The organism is Plantibacter sp. 2H11-2 (assembly GCF_050031945.1).
GTDB classification, from domain to species: Bacteria; Actinomycetota; Actinomycetes; order Actinomycetales; family Microbacteriaceae; genus Plantibacter; species Plantibacter auratus.
In genome coordinates this window covers 298,645-317,666 of the sequence record NZ_JBNBBL010000004.1, presented here as the reverse complement: position 1 = coordinate 317,666, position 19,022 = coordinate 298,645, and the positions used below count along the sequence as shown (strand labels likewise).

At 69.6% G+C, this 19,022-nt stretch carries 22 protein-coding genes; 9 read left to right on the top strand and 13 right to left on the bottom strand.

Annotated elements, in window-relative coordinates:
- Window positions 1–29: 29 nt before the first annotated feature.
- Window positions 30–503 (bottom strand): DUF2000 domain-containing protein, encoded by a 474-nt coding sequence (locus ACQG07_RS10995; protein WP_426738306.1) that lies wholly within the window; start codon window positions 501–503, stop codon window positions 30–32.
- A gap of 106 nt (window positions 504–609) precedes the next feature.
- Here ACQG07_RS10995 and ACQG07_RS10990 point away from each other — a divergent pair, with 106 nt between their 5' ends.
- Entirely contained in the window at window positions 610–1,074 is a 465-nt protein-coding gene (locus ACQG07_RS10990) for an Lrp/AsnC family transcriptional regulator (RefSeq protein ID WP_426738305.1), read from the top strand.
- A 4-nt stretch (window positions 1,075–1,078) separates the two neighbouring features.
- Here the strand turns inward: ACQG07_RS10990 and ACQG07_RS10985 are convergent, their stop codons facing one another.
- Window positions 1,079–1,711 (bottom strand): alpha/beta hydrolase, encoded by a 633-nt coding sequence (locus ACQG07_RS10985; RefSeq protein ID WP_426738304.1) that lies wholly within the window; start codon window positions 1,709–1,711, stop codon window positions 1,079–1,081.
- Window positions 1,708–2,622 (bottom strand): VOC family protein, encoded by a 915-nt coding sequence (locus ACQG07_RS10980; protein ID WP_426738303.1) that lies wholly within the window; start codon window positions 2,620–2,622, stop codon window positions 1,708–1,710. The genes ACQG07_RS10985 and ACQG07_RS10980 overlap by 4 nt, the downstream gene beginning before the upstream one ends.
- Before the next feature lie 167 nt (window positions 2,623–2,789).
- Here ACQG07_RS10980 and ACQG07_RS10975 point away from each other — a divergent pair, with 167 nt between their 5' ends.
- The 3 genes from ACQG07_RS10975 to ACQG07_RS10965 are packed head-to-tail and all read left to right on the top strand — an operon-like array spanning window position 2,790 to window position 4,550.
- Complete coding sequence (locus ACQG07_RS10975; protein ID WP_071261765.1) at window positions 2,790–3,245, top strand: phage holin family protein; 456 nt, start codon at window positions 2,790–2,792, stop codon at window positions 3,243–3,245.
- Complete coding sequence (locus tag ACQG07_RS10970) at window positions 3,242–3,484, top strand: DUF3618 domain-containing protein (RefSeq protein WP_064297084.1); 243 nt, start codon at window positions 3,242–3,244, stop codon at window positions 3,482–3,484. The genes ACQG07_RS10975 and ACQG07_RS10970 overlap by 4 nt, the downstream gene beginning before the upstream one ends.
- Window positions 3,477–4,550, top strand: a complete 1,074-nt coding sequence (locus ACQG07_RS10965) for a YihY/virulence factor BrkB family protein (RefSeq protein WP_274499252.1) — start codon at window positions 3,477–3,479, stop codon at window positions 4,548–4,550. Before ACQG07_RS10970 ends, ACQG07_RS10965 begins: the two co-directional genes overlap by 8 nt.
- 95 nt (window positions 4,551–4,645) lie before the next feature.
- On the opposite strand, the gene ACQG07_RS10960 is transcribed toward ACQG07_RS10965, so the two are convergent.
- From ACQG07_RS10960 to ACQG07_RS10950, 3 genes are all read right to left on the bottom strand, one after another.
- Complete coding sequence (locus ACQG07_RS10960; protein WP_426738302.1) at window positions 4,646–5,542, bottom strand: SDR family oxidoreductase; 897 nt, start codon at window positions 5,540–5,542, stop codon at window positions 4,646–4,648.
- 58 nt (window positions 5,543–5,600) lie between these two features.
- Window positions 5,601–6,509 carry an SMP-30/gluconolactonase/LRE family protein gene (locus ACQG07_RS10955; protein WP_426738301.1) on the bottom strand — a complete coding sequence of 303 codons (909 nt, stop codon included), beginning with the start codon at window positions 6,507–6,509 and terminating at the stop codon, window positions 5,601–5,603.
- Window positions 6,510–6,642: 133 nt separating this feature from the next.
- Window positions 6,643–8,427 (bottom strand): glycoside hydrolase family 15 protein, encoded by a 1,785-nt coding sequence (locus ACQG07_RS10950; RefSeq protein ID WP_426738300.1) that lies wholly within the window; start codon window positions 8,425–8,427, stop codon window positions 6,643–6,645.
- 202 nt (window positions 8,428–8,629) lie between these two features.
- Between ACQG07_RS10950 and ACQG07_RS10945 the strand changes: the two genes are divergently transcribed.
- On the top strand, window positions 8,630–9,469 hold the full coding sequence (locus ACQG07_RS10945; RefSeq protein WP_229939522.1) for an SDR family oxidoreductase: 840 nt from the start codon (window positions 8,630–8,632) through the stop codon (window positions 9,467–9,469).
- A 23-nt stretch (window positions 9,470–9,492) separates the two neighbouring features.
- Here ACQG07_RS10945 and ACQG07_RS10940 read toward each other — a convergent pair whose 3' ends face one another.
- Window positions 9,493–10,671, bottom strand: coding sequence for an FUSC family protein (locus ACQG07_RS10940; protein WP_137242480.1), 1,179 nt, complete (start codon window positions 10,669–10,671; stop codon window positions 9,493–9,495).
- A gap of 117 nt (window positions 10,672–10,788) precedes the next feature.
- On the opposite strand from ACQG07_RS10940, the gene ACQG07_RS10935 reads away from it, so the two are divergent.
- On the top strand, window positions 10,789–10,917 hold the full coding sequence (locus ACQG07_RS10935; protein ID WP_255467562.1) for a hypothetical protein: 129 nt from the start codon (window positions 10,789–10,791) through the stop codon (window positions 10,915–10,917).
- Window positions 10,918–11,009: 92 nt separating this feature from the next.
- On the opposite strand, the gene ACQG07_RS10930 is transcribed toward ACQG07_RS10935, so the two are convergent.
- Window positions 11,010–11,573: a Dps family protein gene (locus tag ACQG07_RS10930; RefSeq protein ID WP_086472957.1), complete on the bottom strand. Its 564-nt coding sequence runs from the start codon at window positions 11,571–11,573 to the stop codon at window positions 11,010–11,012.
- A gap of 188 nt (window positions 11,574–11,761) precedes the next feature.
- On the opposite strand from ACQG07_RS10930, the gene ACQG07_RS10925 reads away from it, so the two are divergent.
- The 3 genes from ACQG07_RS10925 (at window position 11,762) to ACQG07_RS10915 (ending at window position 12,829) form a co-directional block, all read left to right on the top strand.
- Complete coding sequence (locus ACQG07_RS10925; RefSeq protein ID WP_064297077.1) at window positions 11,762–12,082, top strand: hypothetical protein; 321 nt, start codon at window positions 11,762–11,764, stop codon at window positions 12,080–12,082.
- Complete coding sequence (locus ACQG07_RS10920; protein WP_086472956.1) at window positions 12,079–12,345, top strand: hypothetical protein; 267 nt, start codon at window positions 12,079–12,081, stop codon at window positions 12,343–12,345. Before ACQG07_RS10925 ends, ACQG07_RS10920 begins: the two co-directional genes overlap by 4 nt.
- 181 nt (window positions 12,346–12,526) lie before the next feature.
- Window positions 12,527–12,829: a hypothetical protein gene (locus tag ACQG07_RS10915; protein WP_085512050.1), complete on the top strand. Its 303-nt coding sequence runs from the start codon at window positions 12,527–12,529 to the stop codon at window positions 12,827–12,829.
- 79 nt (window positions 12,830–12,908) lie between these two features.
- Here ACQG07_RS10915 and ACQG07_RS10910 read toward each other — a convergent pair whose 3' ends face one another.
- Genes ACQG07_RS10910 through ACQG07_RS10890 form a run of 5 tightly spaced genes read right to left on the bottom strand, consistent with a single transcriptional unit; the run spans window position 12,909 to window position 18,918 of the window.
- The gene (locus ACQG07_RS10910) at window positions 12,909–15,221 is read right to left on the bottom strand and encodes a glycoside hydrolase family 3 N-terminal domain-containing protein (RefSeq protein WP_426738299.1); all 2,313 of its coding nucleotides are present in this window, start codon (window positions 15,219–15,221) and stop codon (window positions 12,909–12,911) included.
- Complete coding sequence (locus tag ACQG07_RS10905) at window positions 15,218–16,270, bottom strand: ABC transporter permease (RefSeq protein ID WP_079704857.1); 1,053 nt, start codon at window positions 16,268–16,270, stop codon at window positions 15,218–15,220. Before ACQG07_RS10905 ends, ACQG07_RS10910 begins: the two co-directional genes overlap by 4 nt.
- Before the next feature lies 1 nt (window position 16,271).
- Window positions 16,272–17,255 (bottom strand): ABC transporter permease, encoded by a 984-nt coding sequence (locus tag ACQG07_RS10900; protein WP_194643585.1) that lies wholly within the window; start codon window positions 17,253–17,255, stop codon window positions 16,272–16,274.
- Entirely contained in the window at window positions 17,252–18,049 is a 798-nt protein-coding gene (locus tag ACQG07_RS10895; RefSeq protein ID WP_056009243.1) for an ABC transporter ATP-binding protein, read from the bottom strand. The genes ACQG07_RS10900 and ACQG07_RS10895 overlap by 4 nt, the downstream gene beginning before the upstream one ends.
- Window positions 18,046–18,918 carry an ABC transporter ATP-binding protein gene (locus ACQG07_RS10890; RefSeq protein WP_138946183.1) on the bottom strand — a complete coding sequence of 291 codons (873 nt, stop codon included), beginning with the start codon at window positions 18,916–18,918 and terminating at the stop codon, window positions 18,046–18,048. Before ACQG07_RS10890 ends, ACQG07_RS10895 begins: the two co-directional genes overlap by 4 nt.
- Window positions 18,919–19,022: the final 104 nt, after the last annotated feature.

Sequence of the window (19,022 nt, the reverse complement as noted above, 5' to 3'; positions counted from 1 at the left end):
ACCTCCCTCAAGCCCTGACGCATGCGCTTTCAGGCCAACAGCGGCAGTCGCCCGACGATCCGGTCCACCCGGTTGCGCGGCCCGACCAGGGCGACGGCCAGCGGGGCGAGTGCATCCGACACGGTGTCCCCCACCACCTCGAGGTACTCGTCGTAGACCCGGGTGAGCTGGGCCACCTCCGGCATGTCCACGACGAGCACGCCGTCCGAGCCCGCCGCCTTGGCCCGGATCGCCGCCAGTTGCTCAGTCGGAGCGGACAACACACTGCACCCGGCCCACGGCAGTCCGGGATGAGCCGAGCCGTCGGCGTCGACGGCGTCCGGTCCGAGGAGTCCCTGCACCCGTGCTCCGATCGCCGCCGCGACGCAGGCCGCAGCATTCACGGCTCGACCGGCCGGGAGGTCCTGCTGCACGACGACGACCCACTTCAGCCGGGCGGACCGCGTTGGCGCCGCCGTGTCGATCTCCTCCGGCGCGAAGCCGACGAGCTGTTCTTCCGTCATGTCTCTCCCTGATGTCGTACGCGGATCGACCCTCAGGCTATGTCGAGCGAAACCTTGGTCGCTCCGAGCCCGTACATCGTCCGGCCGAACTGGCACAATCGACCGCATGGACGAACTTGATACGGCGATCCTGCGCGAACTCCAGCGCGACGCCCGGCGCACCAACCGGGACATCGCTGCCGCGGTCGGCGTCTCGCCCACCACCGCGCTCGACCGGACCCGCGGCCTGTACCGCCGCGGCGTCATCCGCGGCGCGCGACTCGACGTCGATCTGCCGTCGCTCGGTCGCTCCGTCCAGGCGCTCATCGCGATCCGGATCCGACCGCCGTCGCGCGTCAACATCGACGCGTTCCGCAGCTGGGCGATCACCCTCCCGGAGACCATCGGCGTGTTCGTCGTCTCCGGGAACGAGGACTTCCTGCTCCAGGTCGCCGTCACCGACAACGACGCGCTCTACGCCTTCGTCATCGACAAGCTGACCGAACGCGAGGAGGTCGCCGACGTCCGGACGAGCGTCGTCTACGAGCACGTGCGACCGCAGGTGGTGTCACCCGCGGAGCCGAGGGACTGAGCGATCAGCCGACGTGCTCGCCGAGGAACGCGCGGACGTCGTCGATCTCGGCCTGGTGGATCCCGTGGGCGAGCCCCGGATAGGTGCGCTCGGTGAGGGTCGTGTGGAGCGGCAACCAGGCGTGGGTCCGCGCAACGGCCGGCGCGGCGATGACGCGGTCCTCGAGACCCCGTCCCCAGAACACCGCGGGCTTCGTCGCCGCCAACACCTCGTCGCCGGGCTGCGGCGAACTCAGCACGAACCCGGCGAGGATGACCGGCGCCACGACCCGCTCGGGTCGCGTGCGCAGCAGCTGCGAGGCCATGAAGCCGCCCTGCGAGAAGCCGATGGGCACGACGCGCGCCTCGGCCGACACGTGCTCGTCGATCCAGCCCCAGACGGCGTCCGTCGCGCGGGCGATCGGCTCCGGGTCCGGGTTGCCCGGCGTCGTGATCTCGAACCAGGCCGCGCCACCGTGGCCCATCTCGAGCGGCGCGCGCAGCGACACCCAGGGCATGCCGAGCGCGAGCGGCCCGACGAGACCGGTGAGGTCGTGCTCGTTGGAGCCGTAGCCGTGGAGGAGCACCGCGACGACGGGAGCGGACGACGCGGCGTCGGCCCAGTCGGCGGAACGGACGTCGCGCAGTGCGGTGGTCATCGGGACAGCAGCTCCTCGGTCGACAGGTCGGGCAGGGCCACGGTCACGCGGGTCCCCCACGGGTCGGAGACGGTCACGGAACGACCGTCCGCGTCGAAGGGGATCGCGCGGGCGCGCAGCCTCGCGCCCAGCGTATCGAGGTTCGCGAGGTCGGGGACGGTGATCGACACGTCGCCGAGGCCGAGGGCGGCCGCGCGAGGACCGGCGCCCTGGCTGTTCCAGACGTTCATCGCGATGTGGTGGTGGTACCCGCCGGCGGAGGCGAAGATCGCGCCGGGGTACTCGGTCTGCGTCGTCTCGAATCCGAGGGCGTCGACGTAGAAGGCTCGGGCGGTCTGGAGGTCTCCGACCTGCAGGTGCACGTGCCCGACGGCACCGGCCAACGAGGGCCCGGCGCCGAGGGCGTCCTCCGTGAGGTGCCGCTGCAGGTAGGCGTTCGGGTCGAGGTAGGTGGTGGTCATGGCGATCTGGTCGCCCGAGCGCACCCAGCTGCTGCGCGGGCGGTCCGTGTACAGCTCGACGCCGTTCCCCTCCGGGTCGGTGAAGTAGAACGCCTCGCTCACGAAGTGGTCGCTCGACCCGACGAACTGTCCGCGGGGGTCCTGCGCGGCCCGATAGACCGTCGCCGAGAGGCTCGACTCGTCCTCGAACAGGAACGCCGTGTGGAACAGGCCGGCCTGCCGCCGGTCGACGGCCGGCAGGTCTGGCGTGTGCACGAGCCGCACGAGCGGGGTGTCGCCACGACCGAGCACCCGGTGCACCTCGCGGTCGCGGCTGCGCTCCTCGAGCGGCTCCATCGCGAAGGCGTTGGCGTAGTAGCCGGACATGAGGTCGAGGTCGCCGACGCGGAGCGTGACCGCGCCCATCGACGTCTCCGGGGCGAGCAGACGCTCGTCGAGCACAGCGGACATTCGGTCTCCGATCGGGTGATGGGGTCGGTACAGGCTACCCCGTTTACTTGTAGATGTAACCAATTGAGTGTCGCCGTATTCCGCGATCGGCCGACACGCCTGTCAAGCCCTTGTCTCGCGCGCGCGAGGGGTGTGGGCTGGAGGACCACAACGAGAAGAGTGCTCACATGACCGATGCCAGCAGCGCGGCCGACCGCAGACGGAGTCGCCGCGGACTTCCTCCCATGAAGACCCTCCTCACCGACCTCCGCGAGGACGTCGTCCGCCTCGTCACGGGCGAGATCGCCCTGTTCAAGGCGGAGATGACGAAGAAGGCCAAGGACCTCGGGATCGGCGCGGGGATGCTGGTCGTCGCCCTGGTGCTCGTGCTCTTCGGCTTCGGGACGCTCATCGCGGCAGCCGTCCTCGGACTCGCCACCGTGCTCCCCGCCTGGCTCGCCGCCCTCATCGTCGGCGTCGTCCTCATCCTCGTCGCCGGGATCCTGGCGCTCGTCGGCGTCAAGAAGCTTAAGGCCGGCGCGAAGCCCGTTCCCGAGCGCAGTGTCGAAGCCCTCACCGGCGACCACCTCGCGGAGCACCAGCAGCACGACTCGAAGCACGACACCAAGGAGGCCGCAGCATGAGCGACCAGGATCTCGCCCGCCCCACTCCCCCCGAGGGCGCCGGTCTGAACACCCTGCAGCTCGACGTCGAGCAGACGCGTGAGCACCTCGCGCAGACGCTCGACCTCCTCTTCCAGAAGTTCGACGTCCGCACCGCCGTGGCGTACCACCTGCGCACCACCGCCATCGTCGTCGCCTCGGTCGCGGTCGTCGGTGCCGGTGTCCTGCTGTGGCGTGCGAACCGAGGGCACCGTGTCTGAGTCCACCAAGGAGGACCGTCTCGAGCGCAGCACGCCGGACGATCCGCGGAACCGCGATGCGGACCACGCGGAAGAGACGATGAACCCCCAGCGCGTCCCCGTCCCCTGGGGCTACGTCCTGAAGCGGACGCTGCACTCCTTCACCTCGAACCAGTGCACCGACCTCGCCGCGGGGCTCACCTACTTCGCGATCCTGTCGCTCTTCCCGGCCGTCCTGGCGCTCGTCTCGATCCTCGGCCTCTTCGGACAGAGCCGCAACGGCACCGACGCCCTCCTCGAGATCGTCGGCAACCTCGCCCCGGGCGACAGCCTCGGTTTCCTGACCGACGCGGTGAACCAGTTCGTCGAGTCACCGGCGATCGGCTTCGCGCTCATCGCCGGTATCGCCGGTGCCGTGTGGTCGGCATCCGGCTACGTGGGCGGCTTCGGTCGCGCGCTCAACCGTATGTACGGGGTCGAGGAGGGTCGCAAGATCTGGTCGCTGCGTCCGACGCAGCTCGGCGTGACCCTCGTCGTCCTGCTCGTCATCTCGGTGATCGCCCTCGCACTCATCGTGTCCGGCCCGGTCGCGCAGGCCATCGGACAGGCGGTCGGTCTCGGTGAGACGGGCCTCACGGTCTGGTCGATCGCGAAGTGGCCGGTCATGGCCGCCGCGCTCGTCTTCGTCATCGCCGTGCTGTATTCAGCGACGCCGAACATCAAGCCGGAGAAGTTCCGTTGGATCAGCATCGGTGCGCTCACCGCACTCCTGATCCTGCTCATCGCCTCGGTCGGGTTCGGCTTCTACATCGCCAACTTCAGCAACTACGACGCCACCTACGGCTCGCTCGCCGGCATCATCATCTTCCTGCTGTGGATCTGGATCGCGAACCTCGCACTGCTGTTCGGTGCCCAGCTCGACATCGAGATCCAGCGTGGCCGCCAGCTCGCCTCGGGTGTCGCCGCCGAGCAGGAGCTGCAGCTGCCCCTGCGGTCGGACGCCGCGATCAAGGCGCTCGCCGACCGCGACGCGAAGGACGCCCTCGAGGGCCGTCGCGTCCGACGTGCGGCGGACCGCACGGACTGACCCAAACAGCCCGCGAACTGTCAGAAGAAGATAGTCGGACGGCGTCTGACGAGCCGGAACTGACAGTTCGCGGGCTGCTGTGGGGTGGGACGGGGTTACGGCGTGGGCATACCGCCGTTGACGTTCAGGGTCTCGCCGAGCACGTAGGACGACTCCGCCGACGCGAGGAACACGTAGGCGGGCGCGAGCTCGGCCGGCTGGCCCATGCGGCCGAGCGGGGTGTCCTCGCCGAACTCGGCGATCTTGTCCTGCGGCTGTCCGTCGGAGACCTGGAGCGGCGTCCAGATCGGGCCGGGAGCGACCGCGTTGACGCGGATGCCCTTGGGCGCGAGCTGCTGCGCCAGCGCCTTCGTGAAGGCGTTGATGGTCGCCTTCGTGGACGCGTAGTCGACGAGGATGTCCGACGGCGAGTACGCCTGGATCGACGTCGTGTTGATGATGGACGAACCGGCCGGGAGGTGCGGCAGGGCGGCCTTCGTGATCCAGAACATCGCGTAGACGTTGGTCTTGAAGGTGTCGTCGAACTGCTCGTCCGTCAGGGTGGTGAGGTCCTCGTTGAACTTCTGCTTGCCGCCGTTGTTCACGAGGATGTCGAGGCCGCCGAGGCCCTCGACCGCGCGCTCCACGAGGTCGCGGCAGTAGGACGGGTCGCGCAGGTCGCCCGGCAGGGTGAGGACGGTGGCGCCGGCCTCGCGGACGATGCCGGCGATGCGCTGCGCGTCCTCTTCCTCCTCCGGGAGGTAGGAGAGGGCCACGGAGGCACCCTCGCGGGCGAAGGCGATCGCGGTGGCGGCACCGATACCGGAGTCGCCGCCGGTGATGAGCGCCTTGCGGCCGGTGAGACGACCCGAGCCGCGGTAGCTCTCCTCGCCGAGGTCGGCCTTCGGGTCGAGCTTCGCGTCGAGGCCTGGCTCGGGCTGGTGCTGCTTCTCGGCGGTGATGTGGGCGTAGAGCTTCGCCGGGTCGGTGAAGGTGTACTGGTCGTTGGCCATGGTGATGGTCCTCTCGTTCAGTGTTCGGTCGTGGTCGGACAGGTCGGAATGGTTCAGGTCAGATGCGGTCGGTCGCCGGGTCGGGCCCCGAGGTCGATCGGCGTCCGTAGGAATTGACGGGTCGGCCGGTCGCGAGTCCGTCGAATCGGAAGATGCCGCCGCTGAGCGGTGCATCCACCAGGTCCGCCTCGGTGAGGTTCTCGCGGGCCGTCCCGACGAAGAGCGTCGTGAGCTCGGGCCCGCCGAAGGCCACCGACGTGACGCCCGGGGCCGGCACGCTCAGCTCGTCCTCGACGGTGCCGTCCGGGCTCCACCGGAGCACGCGACCACCGCCGTTGACGCCGTTCCAGAATCGACCGTCGGTGTCGAGCGCGAGGCCGTCGGAGTCGTAGCCGACGAGGAAGGGCTCCAGCGGCCCGAGTCGGCCGTCTTCTCCCGTGCTCGCCCGGTAGACCGTCTTCACGGTGGTGTCGGTCACGTACACGGTACGACCGTCGTCGGACCACTCGAAGCCGTTGGTGACGCCGAAGCCGCCGAGGAGCGTGCGGAGTCCGGTGTCGTCGAGCAGGTACAGGGCGGCATTCGGTTCGCCGGTGGTGACGTTCATGGAGCCGACGAGGAACCGGCCGTACGGGTCGACCTTCGCCTCGTTGCTGCGCAGGCCGGCGTGGACGTGGTCGAGCCTCGCCAGGGTCTCGGCGATGAGCCCGTCGTCGTCGAGGGTGACGATGCGGTCACCGAGTGCGGCGATGTAGCCGCCGGCGGCACGCGGCTGCACGGCGCTCAGCGGCGGTGGGAGCTCGGTGACGCGGTCGTCACTGCCGTCCACGGCGCCGTCCATCCGTCCGCGGTGGAGCGTGCCCGCGGTGATGTCGACCCAGACGACCTCGTCGGTGCGGGCGTCCCACCAGATGCTCTCGACGAGGATCGCGGGGGTGTCTCGGAAGACCTGTGGGTGAACATCCATTGCCTCCACGGTACGGACCCGGACGGGTGTCCCCGCGGGGCTTGCTTTCCCAGCATCCGGCCGGTACCCGCGTGCGTGGGCCCTTCGACACTTCGACAGACTCAGTGCGGCGCAGCTCAGGGACCGGGAGCGCTCAATCCTGCTCGGTGAGCTCCTTGATCGTGAGGGCCGCGTTGATGAGCGCGAGGTGGCTCAGCGCCTGCGGCAGGTTGCCCCAGTGCGCGCCGTCGGCCGGGTCGATCATCTCGGCGAGGATCCCGACGTCGTTGGTCATGCCGACGAGCTCGTCCATGGCCGCGATCGCCTCGTCGTGACGACCGACGCAGGCGAGCGCGGAGGCCCGCCAGAACGCACAGGCGACGAAGGTGTACTCCTCCTGCTGCACCCCCGAGTACCGGTACAGCAGCGCCCCCTCGCCGAGTTCGGCCGTCAGTGCGTCGATCGTCGAGGACATCCGGTCACCGCGGTCGAACCCGCTCATCGCGTGCAGCAGCACGGAGGCGTCGAGGTCGTCGCTCCCGGGGAACATGACGTACGCCCCGCGCTCCTCGTTCCACCCGTGCTCGTCGATCCACTCCCGGATGCGGGTCTGCTCGGTGCGCCAGCGGTCGGCACTGCCGGCGACCTGCCCGAGCTCCGCCAGGTGCACGGCGTCGCCGAGCGCCTGCCAGCAGCCCATCTTCGACGAGACGTAGTGCTCCTCCTGGGGCAGCTCCCACATGCCGGCGTCGCGGTTCCGCCACAGGTCGCAGGTGCGGTCCGCGACCTCGGCGAGGAGACGGCCGGTCTCGACGTCGAGGACGTTGCCGGCGTCGACGTAGGTGCGGCAGATCGCGAAGAGGTCGCCGTAGACGCCGAGCTGCAGCTGCCCCTGAGCCGGGTTCCCGCTGACCACCGGACCGATGCCGCGCCAGCCGGCGACGTCGTGCTCGACCACACCATCGGGCACGCCGCCCTCGAGGCCGTAGAAGATGTGCAGCTCCGGTCCGTTCTCGCGGATGGTGCGCAGCAGCCACGACACGGCGGCGTGCGTCTCCTCGCGGAGGCCGAAGCGGACGAGGGCGTGCGCGGTGTACGCGAGGTCGCGCACCCAGGCGAAGCGGTAGTCCCAGTTCTTGGCCCCGCGCGGGTTCTCCGGGAGCGAGGTGGTCGCCGCGGCCGCGATGGCACCGGTGGGGCTGAAGATCAGGAGTTTGAGGGCGAGGGCACTGCGCTGCACCTGATCCGCCCATGGGCCTTCGTAGGAGAAGGCCCGGGACCAGGCGCGCCAGTTGTCGATCGTCCGATCGATACCCACGTCGACGTTCGCCGGGACCGGCAGATGGATCGGCTCGCCGTGGGTGGCGACGATGATCAGCAGGTGACGGGAGTTCTCGGTCGTCGTGAAGCGACCGGAGAGCTCCGTCGGCATGGCCCCGTCGACCTCGACCGCCTCGGGCCCGTACTCGTCGCCGACGACCGCGATCGTCGTCGCGCCGGAGCGGATGATGGGGCCGCGCGTGCTGTCCTCGATCCAGGGCGAGGCCGTCCCCAGCGCCGTCCCGGGCCGGACGCGCCAGGTGAACTCGACGCTGCCGGACACCCCGTCGATCCGGCGCGCGAGTTCGGCCCAGGGCAGGCGACCCGCGATGCCCGTGACGAGTGCGTCCGTGATCGTCGCTCGCCCGTGCTCGGTCGTGAAGGTCGTGCGCAACACGTTGGTGCCGGACACGTAGCGCCGCGTGACGGTGTACTCGCCGACCGGCTCGAGCTCGATGCACCCGCCGGAGTCGTCGTCGAGCAGCCGGGCGAACACCGGCATGGAGCCGAGGTCGGGGATCGGCAGCCAGTCGACCTGGCCACGGAGTCCGATGAGGGCGACGGTGCGGCCGTCCCCGATCGGTGCGTACGAACGGAGATCCTCGCCAGCTGCGGTCATGCGATTCACCCTACGAGCCGCACCTCCGAATCGCCGGGGCTGGCGGCCCCGCCACGCGGCTGCTAGCGCGGGACGCCGGGTGCCGGGCGGGCGTCAACCCCTGGAGGCGGATCGCTCGGATCGGCTTGGGTGGACGGACCGCAACCACAGCATGCTGGCACGCACAGCAGCACGGATCCGCAGCAGCACAGGGAGGAACACCATGAACCAGCCCGCTCAGCAGCAGCAGCCACCCGGGACCGAGGGAGCGCTCACGCCGCAGGCCGACCACGGCGAGACCGGCTACCGGGGTTCGGGCAAGCTCGAGGGCAAGGTCGCCATCATCACCGGTGGCGACAGCGGTATCGGCAAGGCCGTCGCGATCGCCTACGCCCGCGAAGGGGCGGATGTCGTCGTCAGCTACCTCGATGAAGACGAGGACGCGGCCGACACGGTCCGCTGGGTCGAGGAGGCCGGCCGGACCGCCCTCAGCATCGGTGGTGACCTCACGAGCCCAGAGCACTGCCGCGAGATCGTCCGCGCGACGGTCGAACGCTTCGGGAAGGTCGACATCCTGGTGAGCAACGCCGCGTACCAGATGACCCGGGAGAGCCTGGCCGAGATCCCTGACGAGGAGTGGGACCACACGCTCGCCACGAACCTGAGCGCGTTCTTCCACTTGAGCAAGGCGGCCGTCCCCCACATGGCTCCGGGCTCCTCGATCATCGCGACGAGCTCGGTGCAGGCCGACTCGCCGTCGCCGCAGCTCATGCCCTACGCCATGACCAAGGCGGGTCTCGCGAGCATGACCGCGTCGCTCGCGCAGATGCTCGGTGGTGACGGGATCCGCGTGAACGCCGTCGCCCCCGGTCCGATCTGGACGCCCCTGATCCCGTCGACGATGCCGCCGGAGACGGTCGAGTCGTTCGGGACGGACACCCCGCTCGGGCGTCCGGGCCAGCCTGCCGAGGTCGCTCCGCCCTACGTGCTGCTCGCCTCGGACGAGGGGAGCTACATCTCGGGCGCCGTCATCGCGGTGACCGGCGGCAAGCCGATCCTCTGAGGACCGGGCGCGCCGGGCGCCGCTCAGGCGTCCGGCGACCGCTCCGAGCGTTCGATCTCGGCGTGGATGCGACGCAGCGCGAACAGCAGGTTCTCGCCACCCGCATCCTCCGCCGGGTCGGCGTCGTCCGACTCCCGACCGGCCGCACCGTTCGCGCCCGCGTGGGCCGAGCGCACCGCCCGACGCAGCATCGTCAGCGCCTGGTCGGACGCACGCAGCGCATCGGAGAGACGCTCGTCGTCGATCGCCGCCTCGACGAGGTCGGCCGAGGCGTCGATCGCATCGGCGAGCGCACTCCGGACGCCCTCGTCGAGGTCGACCGGCACCGGGATCCCCCAGAGCGCCGCACGCAGGGCGTCACCGATCTCCACGACCACCGGCGCGATCCGCTCGAGGGCGGCGAGCGCCCCCTCATCCCCGCGGAAGTCGTGCCGGTTCCACCGCGTGCGCGGATTGGCCCGGCGGCTCTCCGCGGCGTCTTTCATCAGCCCGCGCGCGGCGTCGACGTCGTGCCGGATGGCGAGCAGCGAGCTGTCCCAAGACGGCGGGTCGTCCGGGGTCGGTGCCGACTCGGATCGGAGGGTGTCCGACATGCTCCGGAGCGCACCGACCATCCGTGACCTCGCGGCCGAGATCCCGGCTGCCGACTCGCGGACGAACAGCGGCGGCATGATGAGCAGGTTCACGAGGAGCCCGACGAGCACGCCGAGGGCCATCTGCACGAGGTAGCCGACCGAGAAGTCGTTGGCGTTCGCTCCGCCGATGATGATGACGAACAGCGCCGCGATGGGGACGTAGTCACGGCCCTGTCCGAGCCCCGGCAGGCCGGCGAGCAGCGTGCCGAGCCCCACCGACAGCGAGACGGACACCCAGCCGGGCGCGGGCGAGATGATGAGCAGCCACGCGAGTCCGATGCCGAGGCCCAGACCGATGAGGGTCTGCAGGCTCGAGCGCACCGAGTCCATGAGCGTCGGCGTGAGGCTCACGAGGGCGCCGAGCGGGGCGTAGTAGGAGAAGTCGCCGAGCTCGCCCGGGAGCAGGCTGCCGAGGAACCAGGCCGCGGTGGCCGCGATGGCCACCTTCAGCGCGAGCATGAGGCGCCACGGGCGCAGCGCGGGCATGATCCACGCGCCGACCCGTTGCTTCGGTGTGCGGATGCTCCCCGTCGGGGTCTCGCGCCCGGTCACCTCATCACCGCTCATCACAGCCGCCATGCTGGTCTGGCCCTGTCGAAGCGTCAACCCCCACGCGCCGATCAGCTCGGCGGCCTAGCGTTGGTCTGGTCATCTCCGATGGCGACAACCAGGAAGGAAGCGAACATGACGAACGCATCTGCATCATCCTCACGTCCCGACGCGGAAGAGATCCCCGACGGTTCGGGCTCCGACGGTTCCGAGCCGAACGACGGCGAGGACACGGCGTCGGGTGGCGGCGCCGACGACAAGTAGTCGTCGCCGGCCCTTGGTCGTCGACGAACGACCGGGCGGCGCTGCCGACGACGCGTGGTCGTCGGGCGCCGCCCAGGGTCACCGCCTGCAGGTCAACGACTGCGGGTCGCCGTCCGGTTCTCCGCGCTGATCATCCACGCGAACTGCTCCAGCTGCTGGATGATCGCGTGGAGGATGTCCGCGCTCGTCGGGTCCTCATCGTCGACGTCGTCGTGGACCCGACGCATCGTGCCGACGACCGCCTCGAGTCGGACGGTGATCAGGTCGATCGTCTCCGAGGTGTCGATTTCGCCCTGCGGGTACTCGGGCAGTGTCGTGGTCTCGGCGACGATGTCGCTGCGGCCGTCCGGCACGGCGTGCAGGGCACGCATGCGCTCCGCGACGGTGTCGCTGAACTCGCGCGCGGCGTCGATGATCTCGTCGAGCTGCAGGTGCGTGTCGCGGAAGTTGCGTCCGATGACGTTCCAGTGCGCCTGCTTGCCCTGGATCGACAGCTCGATGAGGTCGACGAGGACGGCCTGCATGTTGGCGTCGAGTTCCTTCGACGCGACGAAGCCCTTCTCGGCGTTCTGCCGACGGGTGGGCTTCGGCCCGGATCCTCCGGGAGCCGATCGGGTCGTGCTCTCGGTCTTGCTGGTCTTCTCTGCTGTTGCCATGGTTGGCACCTCCTGCACGGCAGGTTACGCACCGTACCTGTCGATCCCGGGGCCCTTGACATCGACGCCGAAGCGTCCCATCCGTGCCCGCGCGGCCGCCAGCTGGGTTTTCGGAGCCGAGAGTCTTAAGGTGAAGCGACACCGCGATAGACACCGCGTGACGCACAACGAGGAGAGCACGGCCCGCCATGGGAAAACTGATCTACGGTTCTGAGGTCTCGATCACCTTCGAGGACCGGCTGCTTGCGCACCTGCAGTTCGTGATCGGTGCGAAGCTCCGCCGGAACGAGGCCTTCTACTTCGGTTGGAAGGACGACCCGCGCGCCGGCGACGGGCGCAGCGTCATCTGGATCCACCCCTCGGTGCCATTGCGTTTCAAGTACTCGGGCAGTGTCCCGATCGACCTCAACCGCGCGTGGATCGACGCGCTGAACGTCACGGCGAACTCCGCCCACGGCCTCTCGGTCATCGCGGAGCCCGCTCCGAGCCGGACAGGACAAGTCGCATGAGCCGCATGGAGATCGTCTACCAGGGACTTCCGTACTCGATCGCCGTCGAGGATCCGGACGAGTTCCGCGCCGAGGTGCTCGACAGCATCTCCGCCGGACAGTTCCGGTGGCTGCAGGTCGACCGCGGTGAGGGTCAGCTGGAGCCGATCACCATCTTGATCGGCCCCGGGATCGGCATCGCGATGGGCACACCGGACGGTCCTTCCCAGGACACCCCGTCCTCGGCACTCCCCCAGGGACAGGACCCCGACCTGCTGTCCTGACCGCCTCGCCAGCGGAAGCTGGCATAGCGCAGCCGACACCTGGAAATCAACAGTTCAGAGCGACGATTTCAAGTTTCCTACACTTGTTCGGCGGACATTGAAGTGGGTCTCCAGGCTGGCCGCTCGACACCGGCGCATCTCGCCGTGTCGATCGTCGGAGGCCCGAAGAAGGGCACAGCACATGGGCGCGATCGTATACGGCACGGGCGAGAACCGGTTCCACCTCGAAGACCGGATGCTGGCTCACGTCAAGACCATCACCCTCATGAAGCTCCGCCGGAACGAGTCGTTCTCGGTGACCCTGCGCGACACCTCGACGGAGCGCGGCCGCGTCACGCTCTGGCTGCACCCGTCGATCCCGCTGCAGTTCAGCTTCGACTCGGACGAGACGTTCGAGATGGACCGCCCCCTGCTCGAGGACCTCATGCACGGCGCCAACGGCGGCGAGGTCACCGTCCGCGCTGACGCGGACGAACTGGCGTAGCCCTCGGGACCGCTCACGGGTGCCGCACGAAACAGGAGGGACTTCGTGCGGCCCCGTGAGCATCCCGGCCGCCGACGGCTCAGTCGGCGATCGTGAAGCGGACCGCGTGCAGCGCATCGGCCCGTGACGAGCCGCCCACCCGCAGCTCGAACTCGCCCGCTTCGACGACCCGTCGTCCCCTCGCGTCGACGATGGAGCAGTCGGCGACGGGCAGTTCGATCGTGACTGTCGCCGTGTCGCCCGGTTGGATCGCGACCTGGCGGAACGTCTTCAGCTCCTGGTCGGCCCAGCTGACCGAGGTGACGAGGTCACTGACGTACACCTGCACCGTCTCGAGGACGGGACGCGAACCGCTGTTGTGCACCTCGACCTCGGCGCGCAGGGTGTCGCCACCTCGGTAGACGGCCTGGTCGAGGTGCGGCTCTCCGTATTCGACGCTCGAGTAGGACAGCCCGTCGCCGAACGCGAACGCGGGCTCCTGGGTGAGGTCGGCGTAGCGGTCGCCGTGCTGTCCGCGGATCTGGTTGTAGTACGTCGGCTGCTGGCCGGCGTGCCGCGCGAAGGAGATCGGCAGGCGACCGGTCGGCTCGATGAGACCGAGCAGGAGTTCCGCGATCGCGCGGCCACCCTGCATGCCGGGGCTCGCCGCCCACACGATCGCGTCGGCGTGCAGCGCGGACGGCGGCAGCACGAGCGGCTTCGAGGCGAGCAGGACCACGACGAGCGGCTTGCCGGTGGCGGCCAGGGCGTCGAGCAGTGCCACCTGTCCGCCGATGAGCTCGAGCGTCGCGGTGGAGCGGCCCTCCCCCACGAGCTCGATGCGGTCGCCCACGACGGCGACGACCACGTCGGCGTCCTCGGCCAGCGCGACGGCTTCCGCGATGAGCGCCTCGTCAGGTCGCGCGGGCGTGACGAACGGCGGACGCGGCTGGCCGTCGGGGAAGGTCGCCCCCGCGGGATCGGGTGAGAGCGTGAGGATGTCGGCTCCGAACGCGGTCGTGACCGTGCTCCCGGCGGGTGCGACCGCACGCAGGCCGTCGACCACGGTGGTGATCATCTCGCGCGGCTGGCCGTCGGGCAACCAACCGGCCTGGCCGGAGTTGCCCGCCCAGTCGCCGAGCTGCATCTGCGCGTCGTCCGCGAGCGGACCCACGACGGCGATGCGCTGCGGCCCGGCCTCGGACGTCGCGATCGCCCTGCCTGCCTCGTCCGCCCGGTAGCCGCCGGCGAGCGGCAGCACGCCCTCGTTGCGGAGCAGGACGAGCGAGCGCCGCGCGGTCTCGAGGTTGAGTCCGGTGTGCTCCGGCGAGCCGATCACCGCCAGCTGCTCGGCGGTGTCCGGGTGCCGCGGGTGCTCGAACAGGCCGAGCGCGAACTTCAGGGTGAGGATGCGACGGACCGCCCGATCAAGGTCGGCCTCCTCGAGCAGCCCGCGCTCGAGCGCCTCCAGGGCGCCCTCGAAGAAGCCAGGGGTGGTCATCACCATGTCGTTCCCGGCACGGATCGCGGCAGCCGAGGCGTGCACGTAATCCGGGCTGACGTGTTGCTCCCACACCATGCGGCCCACGTTGTCCCAGTCGGTGATGAGCGTCCCCTCGTACCCCCACTCACCGCGCAGGACGTCGTTGAGCAGCCACTCGTTGACCGTGATCGGCACCCCGTCGATCGACTGGTAGCCGAGCATGAAGCTGGCGCAGCCCTCGCGGGCGACCCGCTCGAACGGCGGGAGGAACCATGACCGCAGTTTGCGCGGGGAGATGTCGGCCTCGCTCGCGTCGCGGCCACCCTGCGTCTCGGAGTAGCCGGCGAAGTGCTTGGCCGTCGCGAGGATGGCGGTCGGGTCGGACAGGCCGTCGCCCTGGTAGCCGCGCACCATCGCGGAGGCCAGCTCACCGATGAGGAACGGGTCCTCACCGAAGGTCTCACCGACGCGCCCCCAGCGGAGGTCGCGGGCGATGCAGAGCACCGGCGAGAACGTCCAGTGGACACCCGTCGCGGCGACCTCGACGGCCGTGGCCCTGGCCACCCGCTCGAGCAGCCCGGCGTCCCAGCTCGCGGCCATGGCCAGTTGCGTGGGGAAGATCGTCGCGCCGAGGTGGAAGGAGTGACCGTGGATGCAGTCCTCCCCCACGATCAGCGGGATCCGCAGTCGCGTCCGCCCGACGAGTTCATGGGCGACCGCGAGACGCTCCGGTGACGCGTGCAGGATCGAGCCGACGTGGGTCTCGAGGACGTGCGCCTCGATGTCGTCGCGGGCGTCGAGCTGCATCATCTGCCCGACCTTCTCGCGGACGGTCATCCGCTCGACGAGGTCGTCGACGCGGGCCGCGATCGGCAGCGCGGGGTCGAGGTAGCGGGCGTCCTCGAGGTGAGGGGCGGTGTCGGTCTTCATCGTTCGGTGGCTCCAGCGCGTTCGGTGTGGGTCGTGTCGGTGATCGTGGACGGGCCGGTCGTCTCAGTGCGGACGGCGGTGACGCTCGCCCCGGGCTTGATGCCGCGCTTGCGCAGGGCCCTGGCGCGTTCACCCGCCGAGCGGAGCCTCGGGTTCACGTACTCGTCGATCCCGAAGTTGATGAGCGACAGCGCGACACCGAGCAGGGCGATGCAGACGCCGGCGGGCACGTACCACCACCAGAAGTCGGGGAAGGCGCCGTTCTGCTGCGCCCAGAACAGGATGGTGCCCCAGTTGAGGTTCGTGATCGGGATGACGCCGATGAACGCGAGCGTGGTGAGCCCCAGTACGGCCGCAGTGACCGTGCCGACGAAACTCGAGGCGATGATGGCGGTGAGGTTCGGCAGCATCTCGACGGTGATGATCCGGAAGAGGGACTCCCCGTTCGCCTTCGCCGCCTGGATGAAGTCGCGGTTCCGGAGCGACATCGTCTGCGCGCGGAGCACCCGTCCGCCCCACGCCCACCCGGTGAGCGCCAAGACGCCGGCGATGAGGAACAGGCTCGGGTTGTCGTACTGGGACGCCACGATGATCATGAGCGGGAGCCCCGGGATGACGAGGAACACGTTCGTCAGCGCGGACAGCGACTCGCTCGTGAACCCGGAGACGTACCCGGCGGTGACCCCGATGGCGACGGCGATGATCGTCGCGAAGATCCCGGCGAGGAAGCCGACGAGGAGCACGCCCCTGGTGCCGTAGATGAGCTGGCTCAGGACGTCCTCGCCCATGTGCGTGGTGCCGAGCAGGTGCGCGGCGGACGGCGCCTGGCGCAGCGCGGTGAAGTCCTTCTCGAGCGGGCCGTACGGCGCGATGAGGTCGCCGAAGACCGCGACGAGGACGAAGAACCCGAGGATGCAGAGCCCGGCGATCGACTTGCCGTTCCGGAACATCGCGAACGACGACGCGAACCGGGCGGCGAACGAGCGGCCCGCGGGCGTCGGTTTGGGTGCCTCGGCGGTGGCGAGGGCCTCGGTGGTGGGGATGGTCATGTCAGGACTCCATCTGGCGGGTGCGGGGGTCGAGCACCGCGTAGGCGACGTCGGCCAGGATGTTCGCGACGAGGACGGTGAGCGTGATGACGAGGAAGAGCCCCTGCATGAGCGGGTAGTCCTTCGCCGTCGTGGCGTCGAGCAGGAGTTTGCCGACGCCCGGGTAGGAGAAGACCATCTCCATGACGATCGTGCCGCCGACGATGAAGCCGAGCGACAGGGCGAAGCTCGACAGCTGCGGCAGCATCGCGTTGCGTGCGGCGTAGTCGACGAGCACCCGGCGGGTCGGCAGCCCCTTCGCCTGGGCGACGGTCACGTAGTCCTCGTCGAGGACGGTGACCATCATGTTGCGCATGCCGAGGATCCAGCCGCCGAGCGAGGCGAGCACGATCGTCGCCGCCGGGAGGAAGCCGTGCGCGATCACCTGCCCGAAGAAGTCGAGCGAGAACTCGGGCCTCGATCCCTTGCCGTAGGCGTGGGAGGCGGGGAACCAGCCGAGCAGGGTGGAGAACACCGCGATCGCGATGAGGCCCATCCAGAAGTACGGCACCGTCGAGAAGAAGGTGGACAGCGGGACGATGAAGTCCGCCTTGCTGCCGCGTCGCCAGCCGATGAGGGCGCCGATGGACGTGCCGAGGACGAACGACAGGATCGTCGCGATCCCGACGAGACCAACGGTCCACGGGAGGGCGGCGGCGATCACGTCGGTGACGGGCGCGAGGCCCTTCGAGAAGGACCGTCCGAGGTCGCCCGAGAAGAGGAGCCGCCAGTAGTCGAGGTACTGCTCGAGCATCGACCTGTCGGCGTCGAGTCCGAACAGGGTGCGGAGCGAGTCCGCCGCCTCGGGGCTGATGCGGCCCTGGTTCTTCGCGATGTACGCCGAGACCGGGTCGCCCTTGAGCATCCGTGGCAGGAAGAAGTTGATCGTGATCGCGGCCCACGCGGTGAACGCGTAGAAGGCGGCGCGACGGAGGAAGAAGGTCATGCGATGGTCTCCGTTCCCGCGAAGTGGCGGTCGGGGTCGGGCGACGCGTTGCGGAGGGCGAGCGTGTAGGGGTGCTGCGGGCGGAGGATCACATCGTCGGCCGGGCCCCGCTCGACCACCTCGCCGTGGTGCAGGACCATGATCTCGTCGCTGAAGTGCCGCGCGGTCGCGAGGTCGTGCGTGATGTAGAGCACGCCGAGTTGCGACTCGCGCTGCAGCTCGGCCAGGAGGTTGAGGACACCCAGCCGGATGGAGACGTCGAGCATCGAGACGGGCTCGTCGGCGATGAGGAGGGACGGACGCGACGCGAGCGCACGGGCGATGGCGACCCGCTGGCGCTGACCGCCGGACAGTTCGTGGGGCCGACGGTCGATCGTGCCGGCCGGGTCGAGCTGCACGCGCTCGAGGAGGCGGTGCACCTCGTCCTCCACCTCGGCCTCGGGGACGACGTGGTCGAGGCGCAGCGGTCGCTCCAGGTGGTGGCGGATCGTGTGCGACGGGTTCAGCGAGGCGAACGGGTCCTGGAAGACCATGCGGACCTGCTGGCGGTAGCGGCGGAGTGCACGACCACGACGCGGGATGGCCTTGCCGTCGAGCAGGATGTCGCCGCTCGTCGCCCGTTCCAACTGGGTGAGGATCTTCGCGATGGTCGACTTGCCACTGCCGGACTGACCGACGAGGGCGAGCGTCTGGCCGGACCGCAGGGTGAAGCTGACGTCGTCGAGCGCGAGCATGTGGCCGGAACCACGGACCCGGTAGCGCTTCGAGACGTGCGAGAACTCGAGGGTGGTCATGCGGTCACTCCTGCCTGGGTGGCCGACGTGGCGGCACCGGTTCCACGGACGAAGTCGCCGCGCTCGCCGGTGAGGCTCGGGAAGGACGCGAGCAGCTTCCGCGTGTACGGGTCCTTCGCCTGTCGGTAGATGCGTTCCGCCGTGTCGATCTCGACGAGTCGGCCGGCACGCATGACGGCGATGCGGTCGGAGATCTCGAGGAGCAGCGGGAGGTCGTGGGTGATGAAGATGACCGAGAAGCCGAACTCGGTGCGGAGCTCGGAGATCTGTTGGAGGATCTCGCGCTGCACGAGCACGTCGAGCGCGGTGGTCGGCTCGTCCATGATCATCAGCTGCGGCTTCAGGGCGAGCGCCATCGCGATCATGACCCGCTGACGCATGCCGCCGGAGAGCTCGTGCGGGTAGGACTTCAGGCGGTCGCGGCCGACCCCGACGATGTCGAGCAGCTTGCCCGCCTCCTCGCGACGCTCAGCGCGCGACATGCCTCGGCGGTGCGTGGTGAAGACGTCGTCGAGCTGCCGCCCGATCGAGGTGACCGGGTTGAGGGCGTTCATCGCGCCCTGGAACACCATGGAGGCCTTGTCCCAGCGGAACGCGCGCATCTCTTCCTCGCCCAGCCGGCCGAGGTCGATGTCCTCGCCGGACTCGTCGTGGAACACGGCGGTCCCGCCGGTGATGACCGCCGGTGGTTTGAGGAGCCGTTGCAGGCCGTAGGCGAGGGTGGTCTTGCCGCAGCCGGACTCGCCGGCGAGGCCGAGGATCTCGCCGCGGCGGAGGGTGAGCGAGACGTCGCGCACGGCTTCGACGGGTGGTTCCACGTCGTAGGTGACGCTGAAGGAGGACACCGTCAGCAGGTCGTCGTTGGTCACTGCATGAGTCCGTTCTGTGCTGATGAAGAGCGGTGCCGGACCGTCAGCAGGTCGTCGTTGGTCACTGCATGAGTCCGTTCTGTGCTGATCGCGGTGCATGCCGT

Bases quoted from the DNA above. Each gene is read 5' to 3' on its own strand.
- ACQG07_RS10990 (WP_426738305.1), top strand. From the start codon at position 610: ATGGACGAACTTGATACGGCGATCCTGCGCGAACTCCAGCGCGACGCC.
- ACQG07_RS10985 (WP_426738304.1), bottom strand. From the start codon at position 1,711: ATGACCACCGCACTGCGCGACGTCCGTTCCGCCGACTGGGCCGACGCC.
- ACQG07_RS10960 (WP_426738302.1), bottom strand. From the start codon at position 5,542: ATGGCCAACGACCAGTACACCTTCACCGACCCGGCGAAGCTCTACGCC.
- ACQG07_RS10950 (WP_426738300.1), bottom strand. From the start codon at position 8,427: ATGACCGCAGCTGGCGAGGATCTCCGTTCGTACGCACCGATCGGGGAC.
- ACQG07_RS10980 (WP_426738303.1), bottom strand. From the start codon at position 2,622: ATGTCCGCTGTGCTCGACGAGCGTCTGCTCGCCCCGGAGACGTCGATG.
- ACQG07_RS10900 (WP_194643585.1), bottom strand. From the start codon at position 17,255: ATGACCTTCTTCCTCCGTCGCGCCGCCTTCTACGCGTTCACCGCGTGG.
- ACQG07_RS10930 (WP_086472957.1), bottom strand. From the start codon at position 11,573: ATGGCAACAGCAGAGAAGACCAGCAAGACCGAGAGCACGACCCGATCG.
- ACQG07_RS10920 (WP_086472956.1), top strand. From the start codon at position 12,079: ATGAGCCGCATGGAGATCGTCTACCAGGGACTTCCGTACTCGATCGCC.
- ACQG07_RS10925 (WP_064297077.1), top strand. From the start codon at position 11,762: ATGGGAAAACTGATCTACGGTTCTGAGGTCTCGATCACCTTCGAGGAC.
- ACQG07_RS10935 (WP_255467562.1), top strand. From the start codon at position 10,789: ATGACGAACGCATCTGCATCATCCTCACGTCCCGACGCGGAAGAGATC.
- ACQG07_RS10970 (WP_064297084.1), top strand. From the start codon at position 3,242: ATGAGCGACCAGGATCTCGCCCGCCCCACTCCCCCCGAGGGCGCCGGT.
- ACQG07_RS10995 (WP_426738306.1), bottom strand. From the start codon at position 503: ATGACGGAAGAACAGCTCGTCGGCTTCGCGCCGGAGGAGATCGACACG.
- ACQG07_RS10975 (WP_071261765.1), top strand. From the start codon at position 2,790: ATGACCGATGCCAGCAGCGCGGCCGACCGCAGACGGAGTCGCCGCGGA.
- ACQG07_RS10915 (WP_085512050.1), top strand. From the start codon at position 12,527: ATGGGCGCGATCGTATACGGCACGGGCGAGAACCGGTTCCACCTCGAA.
- ACQG07_RS10940 (WP_137242480.1), bottom strand. From the start codon at position 10,671: ATGAGCGGTGATGAGGTGACCGGGCGCGAGACCCCGACGGGGAGCATC.
- ACQG07_RS10945 (WP_229939522.1), top strand. From the start codon at position 8,630: ATGAACCAGCCCGCTCAGCAGCAGCAGCCACCCGGGACCGAGGGAGCG.
- ACQG07_RS10895 (WP_056009243.1), bottom strand. From the start codon at position 18,049: ATGACCACCCTCGAGTTCTCGCACGTCTCGAAGCGCTACCGGGTCCGT.
- ACQG07_RS10910 (WP_426738299.1), bottom strand. From the start codon at position 15,221: ATGAAGACCGACACCGCCCCTCACCTCGAGGACGCCCGCTACCTCGAC.
- ACQG07_RS10955 (WP_426738301.1), bottom strand. From the start codon at position 6,509: ATGGATGTTCACCCACAGGTCTTCCGAGACACCCCCGCGATCCTCGTC.
- ACQG07_RS10905 (WP_079704857.1), bottom strand. From the start codon at position 16,270: ATGACCATCCCCACCACCGAGGCCCTCGCCACCGCCGAGGCACCCAAA.